Origin of the sequence: Fulvitalea axinellae, assembly GCF_036492835.1 — a bacterium.
Taxonomy (GTDB): domain Bacteria; phylum Bacteroidota; class Bacteroidia; order Cytophagales; family Cyclobacteriaceae; genus Fulvitalea; species Fulvitalea axinellae.
Genome location: NZ_AP025314.1, coordinates 3940098 through 3957726, shown reverse-complemented (window position 1 = coordinate 3957726; position 17629 = coordinate 3940098). Strand labels below are relative to the sequence as shown.

The following is a 17629-nucleotide window of genomic DNA, read 5'->3' as shown; positions in this document are numbered from 1 at the left end:
TAAAGGACGGTCATTGGCCGTCCTTTGTTGTATGTGTCAGAAACGCTTTATTGGTACATAGGAATGCCTTCGCCGATATGCTTTACTTCCGGCAACTGAATCTCGTCAGGATCTAGCTGGAAGCCGACAATTAGCATATCGTCCACTTGCGGGGTTTTGCCTTGCCAATCACTTATTTTTTTGTGTAAAAGAGACTTCTGCTCTTTCATGCTAAAGTGCTGAATGTCGAGAAGTGACTGCGTAAACTGTTTGCTCATGAATTTTTTGCCGAAGACTCCGCCAAACTGGTCTTGGTAGCCGTCGGAGAAAATATAGAAGCTCGTTTTTTTGTGGAGTTCCACATAATGATTCTTGAAGTTAAGTGGAGAAGTATCGAAACTTCCGCCAATGGAATCACGGCAACCTTTTATGGTGTGAAGTTGAGGTTGGCTGTTGTCGTCTTGGTCCACATATACGAGTGGCCGTTTGGCGCCGGCGTAATTTAGTTTTTTGTTTTCGTGGTCCAGTATGCACATAGCGATGTCCATGCCGTCGTGGTTACGCGTTTGCTCTTGTTTAAGGGCCTGGCGGACATACCCGTCGACAGTGGTAAGTATGCTGGCGGCATCGGATAATTCGTTTTTGATCACCGCGTTATCTAAAGCCATGCTACCGATCAGGCTCATAAAAGCGCCGGGAACGCCGTGGCCAGTACAATCGGCGGCCACTATGAATGTCTTGTTTGGAGTAGTATGGAACCAGTAGAAATCGCCGGAAACGATATCTCTGGGGTTGAAATAGACGAAGAACTCCGGAAGCCGTTCCATGATCTTCTCAGTAGGTGGAAGTATGGCGGACTGTATAGTCTGAGCATAATAAATGCCTGCGGTAATGTCTTCGTTTTGCTTCTTGAGCGTACTACTCATCTTTGTCAGGTCTGCCGTTTGCTCTTCGAGTTTTTCGCTTTTTTTGCGGAGTTCCCTTGTCTTTTCGAAGATTAAGGTTTTAAGCATGGCGTTTCTGTTTCGCAATACGCTGAGTCGCCATCTGTAAATCAGGAGAGCCAATAATATAATGGAAAGCCCGAAAAGCAATTGGATGATCAGGCTTTGGTAGAACCGCGGCTCTTTCACGACTTTGATCTTTGCGGTGCCTCTTGATTCTATGCCTTTGTAGCATATGGCTTTCACTTTGAACGTATACTCGCCCGGAGGCAAGTGCGTGTACACTGCTTTGCGCAGACTTTTGGCGGTTTGCCATTTAGGATCAAACCCTTCAAGTTTGTATTGGAACCGAAGGTGTTGGGGCGCTTCAAAATGAATTCCCGTAAAGCTGATTTCCAGTCGGTTGCCGTAAGGTTTTATTTTGACGAAATCATCTTTTTCCGGGCTGAGTTGGGTATCGTCCAATGTTAAGTCACTGATAATGACTTTTGGGGCGATACCTCGCTGGCTCATGCTTTTCAGGCTAAGTTTAGCGATGCCTTTTTGCGTGCAAAGCCAGATATACCCTTTTTTGTCTTTATAACTTTTGGAGTTCGGGGTACCGCCGTGTAAGCCCAGGTTTCGGTCCAGGAGCAAAGATTCTATACGACTGTCACGCCCTTCGACCAGCGCATCGATCGAGTCCCGGCAGATTTGGTACGCACCCTCGTTGCAGATAACCCAAAAGTGGCGACCGTTGTCCTCTATTATCTGAAAAGCTTCGTCGGAGGCGAGCCCGTCTTGGCTTGAGAAGTGCATGATGGAATCGCCGTCAATGCGGCTCAGCCCACCATTTGCACCAACCCAGATTATGCTGTCGGTATCTTCGTAAGGCCTGAAGCAGACGTCACCGGCCAAGCCGTCTTTCTTTGTGAGTGTTTTCGTTACTTTTCCGTCCTTGATAATGCTTAGCCCGCTTTGTGTACTGACCCATATTTGACCTTTGCTGTCCTCCATCATCCCGAGGATGTAATCGCTTTTCAGTCCGTCCTTTTTCGAAATAAGCCTGAATTGTTTTCCGTCATAAACATTGATGCCCTCCCGGGTTCCCAGCCAGATTTTTCCGTCCGAGTCTTCTATGGCCAAGCGCACGTAGCTACAAGTCGTTTTGTTTTCGGAAAGAATCGGAAGCGGTTTCCCATCCTCCGAAAACCTTGCCAGGCCACTTTCGGTACAGACCCAAATATTTCGTTTCGAATCGATAAGGATGTCTCTGACAACCCCGGAAGGCAATGCGTCTTTCGCAAGAAAAGGACGAAGTTGGTTTCCTTTCAGGATATCGACTCCGTTATTGGTTCCGATAAGTTTTGAGCTTTTGTTAAGGGGGACGATACAGTAAACGACCTCCCCAGACAAGCCGTGGTCTTTGCCCAGAAAGTAGAATTGGCTTTCTTTTAAATAGAAAAAACCGTTGCGGTATGTGGCTACCCAGATATTTCCCTCCCTGTCCTCGGTAATATCGACCACTTGGTAATGCGAAATGCCTTTTAGTTTAAGCGGAGTGGAATAGCCGTTTTCGGTTGCGATACATAGTCCCGTATCTGTACCTACCCAAAGCCGGCCCTTGCTGTCGTGATAAAAAGATTTGCTTCTGTTGCCAGGAAGGCCGTCGGCTTTTCCGATGTCTTCGAATCTTCCTTCGGGAAAAAGGTCACGATGACCGGAATCCGTACTTAACCTTATCCGTCCTTCTTCGGGGTAGGAGAGTATGTGACGAAATTCTTTGTGTAACGCCTCTTTGGCGAAATGTCTTCTTGTGCCGTTTTTATTAATCTCAAAAACACCGAATTTCTTGGTGGTCACCCACATTGTACTTCCTTGCGCCGCGATATCGTATATTTTTGCTTGTGATAATATGCGGTGTGTGGAAAGGGAGACAATGGAATCGTTCGGGGAAACGAAACACAAGCCGTTGTTTGTTCCTAGCCAGATAGTGCCGTCGCGCCCTTGAGCAATTGCGCTAACCACATTTCCGGGCAGCCCGGACTCTTTGGACAAAAGTTTCCACTCGCCTTCTTTTCGAATTAAAAGGCCGTTATAGCCTCCGAAATAGAGTGTTCCGTCCTTTGTTTCGAATATTTCAGTAAAGACGTTATTGTTGAGCCAAGGGAGTTTCTTTTTGTTGAAAACCTCCATTTTGATACCGTCAAAGCGTATCAGCCCGCTGAATGTCGTTATCCATATATAGCCGGACTTGCTTTGGTGTATGGACAGGGCTCCTGCGGTAGGCAATCCGTCGTCTTGCGAAAAATGTTGGATCTGTAGATTTGCGAAAGGCCACTGTGAATGAAAACTGTTACTGCGTGCGATCAGTTTCCGACCGCTGCTGAGGAGGGTGATTAGCGCGAAAAAAAGGAAATATGCCCTGCGACTTTTTGGCAGGCCAATGGCGAAGACCCCCATGTGGTAAGTGTAGCGTTTAGTGGATATCTCATCTAAATTACTTATATTTTCATAAGTTAAAGGCTTTGCTTTTTAATTTGTGATGAAATTCATCTTATTTATTGTGATCGCTCTTTTTTTTGTGATGAAATTTTAGTCCAATCCCCCACTCGATAAAATCGGCGGCTGAAAATTCCATTGCCCTGAGCGCAACGTAGGCGAATCCTCTCTTTGTCGCATGATAGCGTAACCCCACCCGCTGGTAAAGTATAGGTTTGTCTTCGGCCAATTGGCTTTTGTAAACATAAAAACCGGGCTGTATGGCAAGGCTGATTTTCCAAACTGTAACGACATAGCCGGCGTGTATATCTATAAGAATCTGTTCGCCGATGGTCGGTTTTTCTTCCCTGATTTTTCCGAATACGGGAGCCCCAACAGTTCCGTCGTAAGTGACGCCCAAACCGACGCCCAGACTTGCGTGCCTAGAGATTTTTTTCGACCAATAGCCGGACAGTCCCAAAAGCAAATAATGCTCACCGCTGGATTGGTTCAGGCTGTCGCCGGACTCCACTTGCCGGGTAGAGGCTAAGACTTTGTAAGTCCACGAGGCGCTTTTGTCATAGTTTGGAAGATTATGGTGGTAATATCTGGGGAGTTTCTTTTTAGGAAAATATCTTAACCCGACTCCCAGCCCGAGCGTATTGTTGCCTGTGTCGGGCACTGACGCTCTGCCGTTCGAGTAGTGAGTTAGGGCAAGGGACGTGACCAAGTCGAGTTTATCGCCCAAGTCCACCTGATATTCCAGTCCGGCATTGAAAAAGAAATTGACAAATGAAGCCGTAAATATATTGTAAGGGTATTTTTCAGGATCATAATAATGGGGGACATATGCTAAGCCTAACCGGAATCGATAGCCAATCCGCCAGCCTTCGCCACGATAAATGGTGGTGCCGAAAACACCGTAAGTGGAAAACGCCGGTCCGGCTTCGGTATTGAAATAGGTGTTGCCCCAAACGCCAAAACCGAAAAACGGGTAGTTGAACGATTGTTCCCATGCCTGTTTGCCCGAGCTTTGTCTTCCCCATTCCGCAAATCCCGCCAGAAAATAGCGAATAGGTCTGTTCGAACTGTTTTTTCCTTCCACAAAGTCGTTTACGGGCACAACGTCACCGCCTTGGATAGTGCCTTCCCAATAAGAAGCGTTTTTTTCTGGCGGGCCAGCGGTCTGTGCCAGCGTTATGGAGGTCGAGACCAGCGATAGTATTATTAGGTAAAAGATTCGCATAAATGGCTTATCGCAAAAAGGGTGCGACAAAACGAAAAGATCTTGGATCGGGAAATCGTTACCTTTGCATTTGGACGAATTTTGGAGAATAGAAAAACGAGATGGAAAAAAAGTCTTTGGTACAACTTAAAAACCGGCGCAGAGAGCTGAAAGCCAAATTGGCCACGCTGAAAACCCAGCTCGACGCCGATTTGGTGATTCACGCTTTCCGTAACAACCACTTGGCTTTGGTGACCAAATACAGAAACGAGTTGGCCGTGCTGGACCGGAAAATCAGGAATTTAGGAGGTTGAGTGCTTACGTGCCGTTTATCCGCTTATCAATATTGCCTATCGGCTAAGGGTTCCAAAAAAGGCTGAATATCGTTACTTTACGTTTCCGTATCTGATCAACGGTACGGGAGCAATCAACAAGAGAACAACAACGACTACAATGGCTTTATCTTTTTTTAATAAAAAAAGGAAGGAACAACCGACAAAACCGCTTCTGAAGGTGGAGGAGGTGATCCGCGAGACAAACGATACCGTAACTTTAGTATTTGGGGCAGATCACGCAAGCATGCCTTATAAAGCGGGACAGTTCCTGACTTTGTCTTTCAATTTGGACGGAAAGGAAGTGCGACGCGCATATTCGCTTTGCTCGTCGCCGGAAAGTGAGGAACGCTTGGCCGTGACGGTAAAAAGGGTGGAAGGCGGTTTGGTTTCCAACCATATCAACGATAACATAAAAGTCGGTGACGAACTGGAGTTCCTTCCACCCGAAGGGACTTTCGTTTTCGAACCTGAACATAAGGCGGAGCGTCCGGTAGTGTTGTTTGCCGCGGGAAGTGGCATTACTCCGCTGATGTCGATTCTTAAAACCGCTTTGCGGGCGGAGTCCGGAAGTAAGGTGGTTTTGGTCTACACTAACCGTAACGAGGAAAGCGTGATTTTCCAAAAGGAGCTCTCAGCTCTGGAAACCGAGCACGACGGAAGATTTGAGGTAAAGCATTACCTTACCCGTCCGTCTGGCGAATGGACTGGCAAAGTCGGTAGGCTGGATGTGGAAACGGTAAAAGCCGAACTCGATGGTATCAATGGCGAAGCCATTTATTATTCGTGTGGCCCGGAAGGCATGATGCAAACCGTCACGGATACTTTGCTGTCAATGGGAGTGAGCGAAAGCCGGATTCGCAAAGAACGTTTTGTTCCTGTGGAAAATCCGGGCGCAAGCGAAGACGGGGAACCGTTGGACGTTCCGGTGGAGATTATAGTGGCGGTAGACGGCGATGAGTACGAAGTGACCGTATCACCGGACCAGACGATTTTGGAAGCCGCGCTCGAAGCCGACGTGGATATGCCGTATTCCTGCCAAAGCGGACTTTGCACCGCCTGCAAGGCTCGTTGTGTGGAAGGAAAAGTGTCGATGGAAGAAACTGATGCGTTGACGCCCGAAGAAGTGGAAGCCGGCGACGTTTTGACTTGCGTTTGCGCGCCTTTAAGCGAAGGAGTGAAAATTATTGTGGAATAAATCAGCGTTTGGCCTCGGATTTGCGAATACTTGGTCAAGGTTGATGTTGGGTTTTCAGGCAAGGTCGTTTTTCGGACACGGTTCGAGAAAACGTACCTTGCCACTTTTTTTGTATCCTATCTCGTTTTTGTTTTAGGTTGTGTCTGAGTGTTCTTGACGATTGTTCCATATATAAAATAAAGGTTTAAAAACATACCTTATCTCCCTTTGTACATCATTGATGCGGAACGATGTGAAGTATTGAGACATTCGTCATTGTAGATTAAAACGCTTGGCCCTGTTGGAGCGCAGGTGTTTATGAACAACTAGAATAATTACCATGTTGGGGCTCAGGATCAAGATACACTCATCACACAGAACTAATACCTGATCCTCAGGAACCAATGGATTTATTCTTTTATCATTCCTTACGGTATTTTGACATGTACAAAACTTTTTGAAATGTTCAGACGCAAGACTCTTAGGCTTTTCACGCTTTTATTGGCCATGGCCGGTTGCTCGCAAGGCGGCAATAAGCAAAAGGAGGCTTCGGTAAGCAAAAAAGCCAAGCTCCGCCCGAATGTTATTCTGATTATGGCCGACGATATGGGCTGGGGAGATCCGGCATACAACGGCAACGACATCAGCATCACTCCCAATTTGGACAAAATGGCCCAGAACGGCCTGCAGATGAACCGCTTTTATGCGGCCGCTCCCGTTTGTTCGCCCACAAGGGGCTCGTGCATCACCGGTAGGCACCATAACCGTTACGGGATCACTTACGCCAATAGCGGTTTTATGAAACCGGAAGAAATCACTCTGGCCGAAGTGCTGAAAGAGCAGGGTTACACGACGGGGCATTTCGGAAAGTGGCATTTGGGCACAATGACCAAAACCGTCAGGGACGCAAACCGAGGAGGTCGTCCCGGAAACGAGCACCTGTATTCGCCACCGCAGGATAATGGCTTCGACGTATGCTTCTCGACAGAATCGAAAGTTCCGACTTGGGACCCGATGGTAGTGCCGGGGAGAGATGCGGGAGATGCGAAAAAGAAGAAGTATGAGAAAGGCGGCGAGTACGGAACTTACTATTGGAACGAAAAAGGAGAAATCGTTTCTGAAAACTTACAGGGTGACGATACGCGCGTGATTATGGACAGGGCGCTTCCTTTTATCGAGAACGCCGTAAAAAGCGAAAAGCCGTTCTTTACCATAATATGGACACATACTCCGCACTTGCCGGTTTTGGCCGGCCAGAAGTACAAGGATATGTATAAGGACTACGATAACGACATTCAGCATTTCTACGGATGCATTACGGCTTTGGATGAGCAAATAGGTCGCCTTAACGACAAGCTTAAAGAGATTGGCGCTTATGATAACACCGTAGTGTTCTATACCAGTGACAACGGGCCGGAAGGACGTACAAGAAAAGGCCGTACACGTGGCACGGCCGGGCATTTCCGCGGAAGAAAGCGTAGTCTTTACGAAGGCGGTGTCCGCGTTCCGGGAATCGTGCAGTGGCCGGAGAAAATCAAAGGCCACAGGGAAACGAATGTCCCTTACATCACCAGCGATTATTTCCCAACGGTTCTCGATATAGTTGGAGTAAAAATGCCTACTGATCGTCCGTATGACGGTGTCAGTTTCAAAAATGTACTGCTTGGCGAGAAAGTCGAAAGTCGTGGTGCGCCGGTTGGGTTCTGGATCAAGAAACAGATGGCTTGGCATGAGGATAACCTGAAACTTTATAGTTCTGACAATGGAAAAACTTTCGAGCTGTATGATTTGGAAAAAGATCCGGGTGAAAAGACGGATATAGCCGCTGACAATATGGAAAAGGTTCAGGAAATGAGAAAGAAACTGTTGGCTTGGAGAGAATCGGTTGAGAACAGTTCCAAAGGACAAGATTACTTATAAAAGATAAAATTGCTCATTTTAACATCACAAAGCGACTTTGGATTTACGTCCTGGTCGCTTTGTTGTTTTTAAGTCTCGGCACTGGATTTTTTTATCATCAAAATCACCAAATTCCGAAGTGGTCCCGCCATCGGATCTACCTTTTTTCGTGTCTTTCACCTAGGTTGATGGGACTAAGCTTATTTTAGCCTCAAATTATCGTAAACCGAACAGTACAGGTTTTTTTTTCGTAAATAAAATCCTAAACTTAGGATTATAACTTACATTCGTTCATTTCGGACGTGCATTTATTCGTTTATGACAGTGGTATTAGGGCAGGATTTTGAGGAGTGTCATAAGTGAAAGTCCGTGGAAGTTTTTGGGCAAGTCAGGAAAGGCGAGTCGCACGGGAGATATTTAATCAGTTATTAAACGGGATGTCAGATGTCCAAAAGACGTTTCTTTAGGTTCGGGGCCTTAAATGGGCTGTTGCTGATCTTTTTTTTGGTTTTTTTGCCGAATGTTAGCCAAGCTACTCATATCCGGGCGGGCGAGATTATCGCACAAGTTGTGGATTGCGCTGGCTTGAGATACAAGTTCACCATTATCGGTTATACCGATACAGGCTCCGACGTTCAGTTCGGTGGCGGAGAGATCGATTTCGGTGACGGTTCGGATCCTGTAGCTTTCGATACACGGGATTTTAAGGTCCGGCAAGACCTTGGAGACGAAATCGCTAAGGTTGTCTTTGAAGTGGAGCACGCTTACCCCTCTTCGGGCGAATACATCATTTCCTTTAGGGAATTTAACCGGAATGCGGGCGTTCTGAATATGATTAACTCGGTGGAAACCCCTTTTTATATCGAGACAAAACTTTTGATTGATTCTTTTATTCCTTGTAACGAATCCGTAAATCTTCTGATTCCTCCTGTTGACAAGGCCGCCGTTGGCGTTACTTATGTGCACAATCCGGGCGCTTGGGATCCGGAAGGGGATAGCCTTTCTTATGAGATAGTTATCAATAAGCAAGAGCGTGATAAAGAAGTGAATGGATACCGCTTTCCAAATGATCCGCTTTTTGGCGGAACGGTGCAGGGAGGAACAGCACCAGCGGAGTTTCGGATGGATCCCGTAACGGGTGATCTGGTTTGGGACGCTCCCGGTACGGCGGGGGAATATAATATTGCGTTTAGAGTCTACGAATGGCGTTTGGTTCTGGGGACATGGGTGCAGTTGGGCTATGTGACCCGGGATATGCAGATTATTGTGGAGGATACGGATAACGAACCTCCGGAAATCCTGTTGCCACCAGACACGTGTATTGTAGCCGGAGAATTATTGCAGGCCGAAATAACCGCTACAGACCCTGACGGCCATCCGATTCAAATGACGGCGCACAGCGGTATTTTTGAATTGAGAGAAAGCGACAGGGCCACTTATTCGCCGAATGACGGCAGATACCAAACTCCGCCCGGAAAAGCGAAACTGGATATAGAATGGACACCTTTGTGTAAATATGTCCGGAATAGGCCTTATGATGTAGTAATTAAGGCTAAAGACAATCCGGGAGCGACTGGAGTGCCTTTAGCGACATTCGAAACTTGGCGGGTAACCGTGGTGGCCCCAAAACCGGAGTTGATTTCAGCCGAGCAGGTTACGGGAAATAAGGTCAGGGTAAGGTGGGAAGATTACACGGAGAAATTCGGCTGTGGAGCCACACGAACGGAGCGTCTCAGAACGAAAGTTTATAGGAAAGTAGGGCCTGGAACCGTGAGTAGCGGTGATTGTAAAGTGGGGCTGGAAGACGGATCGGGCTATGTGCTGGTAGGGGAAGCGAATGCCAAAGACCGACTCTTTGACGATGATGTGGAGTTAGTGTATGGCGCTACGTATTGCTACCGTATCGTAATGGAATTTACTGACGAATACGGCGGAACCAGTTTCGTTTCCGATGAGCGTTGTGTCACTTTTGAAGAAGATGACAAAACTGCCGCCGTAATTACCAACGTGGATATCGACAAAGTAAACAATGCGGATGGCGACATTATTGTCCGTTGGACTCTTCCTTACGATGTCGATCCTGCCAAATACCCGGGACCGTATACTTATGACGTTTACAGAAGAAACCTAAGTTCGCTCCAAAGCACTTGGGAGAAAATAGTGACGACTGATCAGCTTGAATACCGGGACAAGGGGCTGGATACCCAAACTGACGTTTACCAATATTATATAGCTACCGCCGACAAAGATGGACAATATTTGGCTAATAGCGGTAAAGCATCGACCGTTCAAGCGGAGATGAGCGTTACGACGGGTGCGATTATCCTGACTTGGAACGCCACGGTTCCGTGGACCAATTCCTGGTCTGACGGGACGGAAGCTTCCGAACATGTGGTTTATAGAAATCAGGTTTTGGAAGATGACCTCACGGCGTTTGTCGAGATAGGTACGGTAGATGTAACCGAAAGTGGATTACGTTTTACCGATAACGGAAGCCACAACGGCAAACCGCTCGACCTTGATACGGAATACTGTTATTATGTGTTGGCGAAAGGTTCTTATTTCAATAGCCCGAAAGTTCCGGAACCTTTGAAAAACCGTTCGCAGATTATCTGCGGAAGTCCGGATGACGGAAAGCCTCCGTGCGCGCCATTTGATTTACAAGTCAATAATGGAGAGTCGTGCGAGGAGAGAATGAGCAGTTTGCCTTGCGAAGTCAATACATTTGCGAACACTTTGACTTGGAAAGGCAAAACCGATGGAGAATGCGGTAATGATATTAGTGAATACAAAGTCTACTACGCTCCCGATAACGATTCGCCATTCGAAGTCCTGGGCACGTCAAAATCTCCGGCGTTCGTTCACTCTGATTTGACTTCGATTGCCGGCTGTTATTACATCGTAGCGGTAGACAGGGCCAAGAACGAGAGCCTTTCAAGCGACACGCTTTGCCTCGATAATTGTCCATCGTTCTGGTTGCCAAACACGTTTACGCCGAATAATGACGACAAGAATGAAACTTTCGGTCCGTATAAAAAGATAGACGATGTAGTGGTTGATTTTACTCGTTGTCCTCGTTTTGTTCGATCGTTACACTTTAAAGTCCTTACACGGCATGGTCGGGTGATTTACGAATTCGTGAAAAAACCGGGCGACGGCCAAGACATTGACGTTCTATGGGACGGAATGTCAGAAGGTGGGAAGGATGTGTCGACAGGCGTATATCATTATATTGTTGATGTGACGTTTGATGTACTGGACCCGGCGAAGCGAAAACAGACCTTCAAGGGTTGGATTCATAAGATGAAATAAAAGAAAGTAACAGACTTTCAAAAAATAAATCCCCAGTAGAAAACGATTCTGCTGGGGATTTATTATCCGACACACAAGAAGTCTTCGCCTTCCCGTAAGCCCTTTGATTTTAGAAAAGACTTGATTTCGTCCCTTTTTCCACGGTTAGAAACATAAGTGAGGATAAAAGGGGCGGAGGTGAAATCGTAGGTCCGGAAATCGAAACAAGGAATACCGTGGATTTCCCTTTCTTTGAAATCCAGATAAGCGATGACTTTTATTCCGTGTTGCGTCAAATGTTCCAATCGTTGCCGGCTTTTGCGTCCAGCCCCCCATACGCAAACTTCCTGGATCTTCTTTTCGGCTAGACTTTGCGCCAGATACTTCGATTTGATCTTAAAAAAGGCGTCCACATCGTATCGGTTATCCGTTCTGGTCAGTCGTTCTTTGGAATCCACCCAAAAATGTAGGCGTTCCGGCGTTTTGTCGATCCTGACACCGGATTCAATCCAACGGAGCCAAAGCTCGTAATCTTCGGGGAAATCGCCGTCACGGTACCATCCGAGCTTTTCGGGAACTTCTTTTCTGACCATGGTGGTCGGGTTCGCTATGGGCGATTCCACAAAACGGGAAAGTTTTATTTCTTCGAATGATTGTACGCTGTTAAGCCAGTCCACATATGTTTTGAATCCCTTGGCCTCGTCGTCCCCGACAAATTCAACCAAGCACGATACGGCGCCACATTCGGGGTTTTCGCAAAGGTATTCGTATTGTCTTTCAAGACGATTTTCAGCCATAAAATCATCGGCGTCCATCCGGACTAAAAAGTCGCCTTTGGCTAAAGACATGCCTTTGTTTGAAGCGAAAACGACTCCTTGTTTTTCTTCTTTGACTAAAGTTATTCGGGAGTCGGCGTTGACGTGTTTTACAGCAGTTCTACGGCTGAGGTTATCCGCGTTGTTATCGACTAAAATCAGTTCGAAATTCTGATAAGTTTGCGAACGGATACTTTTAAGGCATCGGTCAAACAGTTTTTTAGGTTGGTAAAAAGGAATGACGACAGAGATAAGAGGTTGGGGCATAGCGGGAGATTTCAGGTGTTTGCGGAGCCGTTGACTGTCCTGACCACAAAACCGACGACAATGACGCCAACTAGCCCGAAGGCCATCACCGCAATTTTTCCCGCCATGGGAGGTACGAAAAACCATGCGGAAACGAGGCTCATAGCCAAAATGATGGAAATGATGGAGAGTTTCTTCTTTAGGCTAAGTCCTTTCTCCCTTTCGAAATCTTTGATAAACGGGCCGAGGTAACGGTTTTCCAAAAGGCGCTTGTGCAGTTTTTTGGAGCTTCGGGCAAACAGAAACGCCGCCAGTAGCAGAAACGGGGTGGTGGGCAAACCCGGGAGGATTATGCCTAATGCGCCTAAGCCTGTGGAGAGCAGACCCAATGTTATGAGAATAGCTTTTTTCATATCGGAGTGGAAGTTGTTTTGAAAACGCCTTCGTGGCAAAGATACGAAAAACCGGTGAGCAGAAACGAAAAACGGCCCTCCCATTATCTGGGACGGCCGTCAACGTGACCCTGAAGGGAGTCGAACCCCTAACCTCAGGTACCGGAAACCTGCACTCTATCCAGTTGAGCTACAGGGCCAAATTGGTCGCTTAGCACTTTCTTTATGTGTCAGACAGTAGCTTAACAACGATGCAAATATGAGCGAAATTTCCTTACGGCGCAATAGACAAAAGCGGTTTTTTTTCGATGTTAAATTGAATAAAATGATAATGAACTGTCATACAAAGGGTTGAGGGTGGTGTTTTTTTGTATTATACAAATGACGCGTCAAAATCCGATATTCTCTCCCATACGGATGGTTGTCTCCAAACCGGCCTTTGAGTTTTCGATTAAATCTTTGGCTAATGTAACTTTCCCTTTTTCAAAGAGTAACACGATGGAAGACCCCCCGAACCTGAAATATCCTTTTTCCAAGCCTTTGACAGCTTCTGAGTCCGGTTGGTAAGTTTGGACGACACTACCTACCAACGTGGCCCCAACTTCGCAAATCAAGATGTCTCCGTAGTCGTGGGTGGAGAGTACGCTGTATTCGCGTTTGTTCTCGCAGAATATCTCGATTTTCTTGTCCAATGCGATTGGGGAGACGGAATAATAGGAGCCCGAGACTTTTACGCTTTTCCCGATATGGCCGTTGGAGGGGAAGTGGAAACGGTGATAATCCGCCGGGGCAAGGCGGATGATAATCATGGGGCTTTGGTCGTATTTTTTTGCCAAGGCATCGTTTTGTAGAAATTCGCAGACATCAAACTCGTAGCCTTTGACGAAGAATTTCCGGCAGGTCTCGACCTGTTCGAAAGCGAGGATTTTGCCGTCAGCGGGCGATATTATCCCTTCGGAAATGGGGCGAACGCCGGGCTTTAGTTTTCGGCAAAAGAAATCGTTGAAGGTTTTGTAGCGACCTTCGCCCTCGAATTCGTCGAGATTAACATCTTGGGCCTTTACGAAAGCGGAAATGTAGGCTTTGGACCATCGAGAGTCCATAAACCGGCCGGAGAGCGACGACAGGAATTTGCGTTTGGCAAGCAGTGCAAGCGGTAGTTTTCCGAAAGGGCTATGATAAAGGAAACCCAAGGTGCGGGCATCGGGAGCTTTTTCGCGTTTGAGTTCGCCAGTCGAGCGTTCTATGAATTCCGTGAGTCTACGTTTTGCTTTGGCCATTCCTGTTTTGCTTTCTTCTGAAAAGGAAAACAGCGTAAAGGGCGGAAGTGATTGCGGAATGGCGATTTTCTTTTTTTGGGAGACAAAAAAACGGGCTCCTTTCGGGGCCCGTTTCAATATTGTTGCGCCTGTTAAGGCTTAGAGAGCGAATTTCAATCCTACGTTGAAGGCCATCGGCATATTTGGACGGAGGCCGGCAGGTCTTCTTGACACGATGTAAGTCTGGTCAAACACGTTTTGAACCTCTCCGAAAACAGTCACCTGATTAGTGGCGAAGTAACGGGCGCGGAGGTCTACGATGAAAGAGCTTTCGATCAAATCGTTATCTTCGATGCTTCCGTCGCCGGCTGTGGCGCGCATTTCGCCCACCATTTTGGAAATGGCGTCGATGGCGAATTTGCGGTGTTCGAGCGAGGTGCCCAATGTGAACTGGTGCTCGGCTACGTAAGGCAACTGGTAGCCTTCTTTCACTTCTCCCCAAGCGTCGAACTCACTTTCGAAATCCGTTCCGAATTCGGCGTTGGTGTAAGTGTAGTTGAGGCGAATCGGCAAACGCAACGTCTTGCTGGTCGATGCCAAAGGATCGTAAGAGGCTTCGATTTCGATGCCGTAAGCCGTGGCCGCTCCGCCGTTGAAAACGTCGCCTGAGCCTGTGCCGCCACTAGAGTTGGTGTCTGAGCCCAAGAGGTTGTCGTAATCGTTGTAGTACAAGGCTACTTGTGTAGCGAATCCGCAGGTTACCGTACGGAACCCGGCTTCGTAGTTGATGCTTTCCTCCGGCTTCGATCCGTCTTTCGATCCGCCCGGCGTAAACCCTTTGTGGATGCCGCCGAAGACGCTCATGTTGCTGTTGATTTTGTAATCCAACCCAAGGCCCGGAAGGAAGATGTCGTATTTGTTCTTTCTTTCGCTAACCTCGCCGGTTCTGTCCGAGTCGGTTTTGCCCCAGTCTTTTCTGCTTCTGTCGATGTTCTCGTAGCGGATACCCGGTAAAATGTTGAGTTGTCCGATCGAAAGCTGGTATTGTACGTGCAAGGCCAAAGCTTTGGTATCTTGCTCACGGTTGCCTTCCGAACCTTTCGCGCTTTGCGAGATGCGGTTCGTCATGCCGTTTTCGTCCATTGTGTAGTAGTCGGCCCACTGCATGCGATCTACGCCGTCTTCGTGGTAGCGGATTCCGAACTCCACGTTGTGCTTCATGTCGCCGGTTTCGAAGGCCGCGTTGGCGATAGACTGGATTCCCCAGCTGTAGTACTCACGGTTGTTGGCTTTCACTTTAAGCGATTGCGAATCGTCGGCCGAGGCTGCGTTGCCGCTTACCAAGTCGTACTCGGTTTTGTAGTCGGCAGGCGATGCCAAGATTTTTCCGATTTTCTCACCGTTTACTTTATCGAGCTTGTACCAGTTACGCTTGAATTCGTTGCGGTAAGCCGTGGTGCTGATCTGGAGAAAATCCGTAGGGGCGATAAGGTGATTGATCGACCAAGAAGTGTGCTCCGTATTCATTTGGTCCTTTTGCGAACCAGCGTAACGGCGGATCGGGTCCTTGTCGAAGTCGGCTTGGGTCAGTCCCAAGTAAGTTTCGTCAGAAGTCTCTTTGGCGTAGCCGAGCTTGAAAGTCAAAGCTTGGTAAACGGCGGCGTCAGGGTTGGTGTTCACTCTGAGTTTGGCCAAGATGTCCTGCTTGTCGTAGCCGGTGTCTGCGCCATTGTCTAATTCCTTGAATCCGTCGCTGTTCTGCTGGAAACCTTCCACCATATAGGCTACGTTCTTGTGCGCGTTTCCGGCGGAGGCGTAAATATTACGGGTGTTGAAGCTTCCGTAGTTGAGTCCGAAGTCGGCGCTAAGCGAAGTCGGGATAGGAGTCGAGATAAGGTTGATGGCTCCGGCGGTTGTCTGCGGTCCGTATTTGATTTGCGAAGCGCCTTTGAAAACCTCGATGCCTTTCATGCGTCCCATTGTAGGGAAATAATAAGCCGAAGGAGCGGTGTAAGGAGCCGGCGCCATCAGGATGCCGTCTTCCATTACGGTGATTTTGCTACTTCTTTCCGATCCAGAACCGCGCAAGCCGATATTCGGACGAAGGCCGAAACCGTCTTCTTGGTTCAGGTTAACGCCGGGAATCAGGGCCAAGACGTTCATCACGTCTGTGTTGTTGATTCTGGCGATGTCTTTCGGAGAAATATAATGGGCGGATCCCGGAATGTCCTTGATCTTTTTCCCGTGGCGAGTCAACGACCCGGCTTCCACCAAAACGTTTTCAAGTATCTCGGCCGAGACGTTAAGCGAAAAGTCAAAGCTAAGGTTGTCGCCTTTTGCCAGCTGGGCTTGGCGAGTTATGGTTTCGTATCCGATAAGGGAAACTGTAAGCTCGTAGTTTCCTTCGGGAAGATTAGTAAGGTTATAATCACCCAAGTTTCCAGTAGTGGTACCGAAAGAAGTTTCTTTCAAAAAGACGTTAGCGCCGATAAGTGCTTCGCCGCTTTGGGAATCAGTGACCTTTCCGCTGATGCTCTGCGCAAAGCCCACTTGAGAAGAAATTAGTAGAATGAGAAAGAGTAATGATCGTTTCATCCTTATTATCTGGATTAAGTTTAAATAGGATGATGCGAAATTACTTTTTCTTGCCGTAAAACCAATTGTAAGAGTCTCTTTTTTTGAATTAAATCTAAATAAGATACGATGCGGGAGTTTCCAGTTTACTTTACGTTTTCCGGGAATTGAAACAGAAGCGTTTGATGTTAATGTTAGTTTTATTCCACTTCAGGAAGATTATTTGTTTGCATGAAGAGGCTTATAGTCCTTAACTTGGTACGGTTTTAAGCCGTATATTTTTTCGAAGCGGTTTCCTTTTCTGGAACACAGACAGAAACAAATCCTAATAGTTATGGACATCAATAAAATATTTGAGAATAACCAGAGTTGGGTAGAAGAGCAACTCCAGTTGGACGAAGGCTATTTTGATAAACTTTCGGAAGGACAACAGCCGGAAATCCTATACATAGGCTGTTCCGATAGCCGGGTGACGGCCGAGGAAATGATGGGCGCCAGGCCTGGCGAGGTATTCGTGCACCGAAATATCGCCAATATGGTTCCGAACGTGGATTTGAGTTCCATGTCCGTGATCAATTACGCTGTTTCCAGCCTGAAGGTAAAGCACGTGATCGTATGCGGCCATTACGGTTGCGGTGGCGTAAACGCGGCGATGCAGGCCAATGATTTGGGAATCCTGAATCCGTGGCTGAGAAATATCCGAGACGTTTATCGTTTCCACAAAATAGAGCTGGACGCCATCGCTGACGAACAAAAGAAATACGACCGCTTGGTGGAGCTTAACGTGCAGGAACAGTGCGTGAACGTTCTGAAGACTTCGGAAGTGCAGATTGCCAATAAGGAATGGGGACTTACCGTTCACGGTTGGGTGTTTGATATGCGTACCGGAAAGATTAAGGATCTGAATATCGATTTTGGAAATATCCTGAAAGGCATTCAGGAAATCTATCGTTTGGTTTAATATCTTAAGGGTATTTGGTCTCAGGTCTTGGGTATTAGGTATTTTATCGAAATGCTTAAAACCCAAGGCCTTATT

11 protein-coding genes and 1 tRNA gene are annotated in these 17629 nt (G+C 47.3%); 5 read left to right on the top strand and 7 right to left on the bottom strand.

The genetic code is table 11. The features are described 5' to 3' along the window. Nucleotides 1-47: 47 nt before the first annotated feature. Both AABK39_RS14930 and AABK39_RS14925 read right to left on the bottom strand, forming a co-directional pair. On the bottom strand, nucleotides 48-3365 hold the full coding sequence (locus AABK39_RS14930; RefSeq protein ID WP_338392144.1) for a two-component regulator propeller domain-containing protein: 3318 nt from the start codon (nucleotides 3363-3365) through the stop codon (nucleotides 48-50). A 94-nt stretch (nucleotides 3366-3459) separates the two neighbouring features. Beyond that, nucleotides 3460-4629: a hypothetical protein gene (locus tag AABK39_RS14925; protein WP_338392143.1), complete on the bottom strand. Its 1170-nt coding sequence runs from the start codon at nucleotides 4627-4629 to the stop codon at nucleotides 3460-3462. A gap of 101 nt (nucleotides 4630-4730) precedes the next feature. Between AABK39_RS14925 and AABK39_RS14920 the strand changes: the two genes are divergently transcribed. The 4 genes from AABK39_RS14920 to AABK39_RS14905 all read left to right on the top strand — a co-directional run bounded on the left by AABK39_RS14920 (nucleotide 4731) and on the right by AABK39_RS14905 (nucleotide 11328). Further along, entirely contained in the window at nucleotides 4731-4922 is a 192-nt protein-coding gene (locus AABK39_RS14920; protein ID WP_338392142.1) for a hypothetical protein, read from the top strand. A gap of 139 nt (nucleotides 4923-5061) precedes the next feature. Next, nucleotides 5062-6138 carry a ferredoxin--NADP reductase gene (locus tag AABK39_RS14915; protein ID WP_338392141.1) on the top strand — a complete coding sequence of 359 codons (1077 nt, stop codon included), beginning with the start codon at nucleotides 5062-5064 and terminating at the stop codon, nucleotides 6136-6138. A gap of 441 nt (nucleotides 6139-6579) precedes the next feature. Beyond that, nucleotides 6580-8037: a sulfatase-like hydrolase/transferase gene (locus AABK39_RS14910; RefSeq protein ID WP_338392140.1), complete on the top strand. Its 1458-nt coding sequence runs from the start codon at nucleotides 6580-6582 to the stop codon at nucleotides 8035-8037. Between the two features lie 423 nt (nucleotides 8038-8460). Beyond that, entirely contained in the window at nucleotides 8461-11328 is a 2868-nt protein-coding gene (locus AABK39_RS14905) for a T9SS type B sorting domain-containing protein (protein WP_338392139.1), read from the top strand. Between the two features lie 62 nt (nucleotides 11329-11390). Here AABK39_RS14905 and AABK39_RS14900 read toward each other — a convergent pair whose 3' ends face one another. From AABK39_RS14900 to AABK39_RS14880, 5 genes are all read right to left on the bottom strand, one after another. Further along, nucleotides 11391-12389 (bottom strand): glycosyltransferase family 2 protein, encoded by a 999-nt coding sequence (locus tag AABK39_RS14900; protein WP_338392138.1) that lies wholly within the window; start codon nucleotides 12387-12389, stop codon nucleotides 11391-11393. 11 nt (nucleotides 12390-12400) lie between these two features. Beyond that, entirely contained in the window at nucleotides 12401-12781 is a 381-nt protein-coding gene (locus tag AABK39_RS14895; protein ID WP_338392137.1) for a YbaN family protein, read from the bottom strand. A 105-nt stretch (nucleotides 12782-12886) separates the two neighbouring features. Next, nucleotides 12887-12960, bottom strand: a tRNA-Arg gene (locus AABK39_RS14890). 189 nt (nucleotides 12961-13149) lie between these two features. Beyond that, nucleotides 13150-14040 (bottom strand): archaetidylserine decarboxylase, encoded by an 891-nt coding sequence (asd, locus tag AABK39_RS14885; protein ID WP_338392136.1) that lies wholly within the window; start codon nucleotides 14038-14040, stop codon nucleotides 13150-13152. Between the two features lie 138 nt (nucleotides 14041-14178). Next, a complete protein-coding gene (locus AABK39_RS14880; protein WP_338392135.1) occupies nucleotides 14179-16614 on the bottom strand; it encodes a TonB-dependent receptor domain-containing protein in 2436 nt (811 codons plus the stop codon). Between the two features lie 313 nt (nucleotides 16615-16927). Between AABK39_RS14880 and AABK39_RS14875 the strand changes: the two genes are divergently transcribed. Further along, the gene (locus tag AABK39_RS14875; RefSeq protein ID WP_338392134.1) at nucleotides 16928-17554 is read left to right on the top strand and encodes a carbonic anhydrase; all 627 of its coding nucleotides are present in this window, start codon (nucleotides 16928-16930) and stop codon (nucleotides 17552-17554) included. Nucleotides 17555-17629 lie beyond the last annotated feature (75 nt).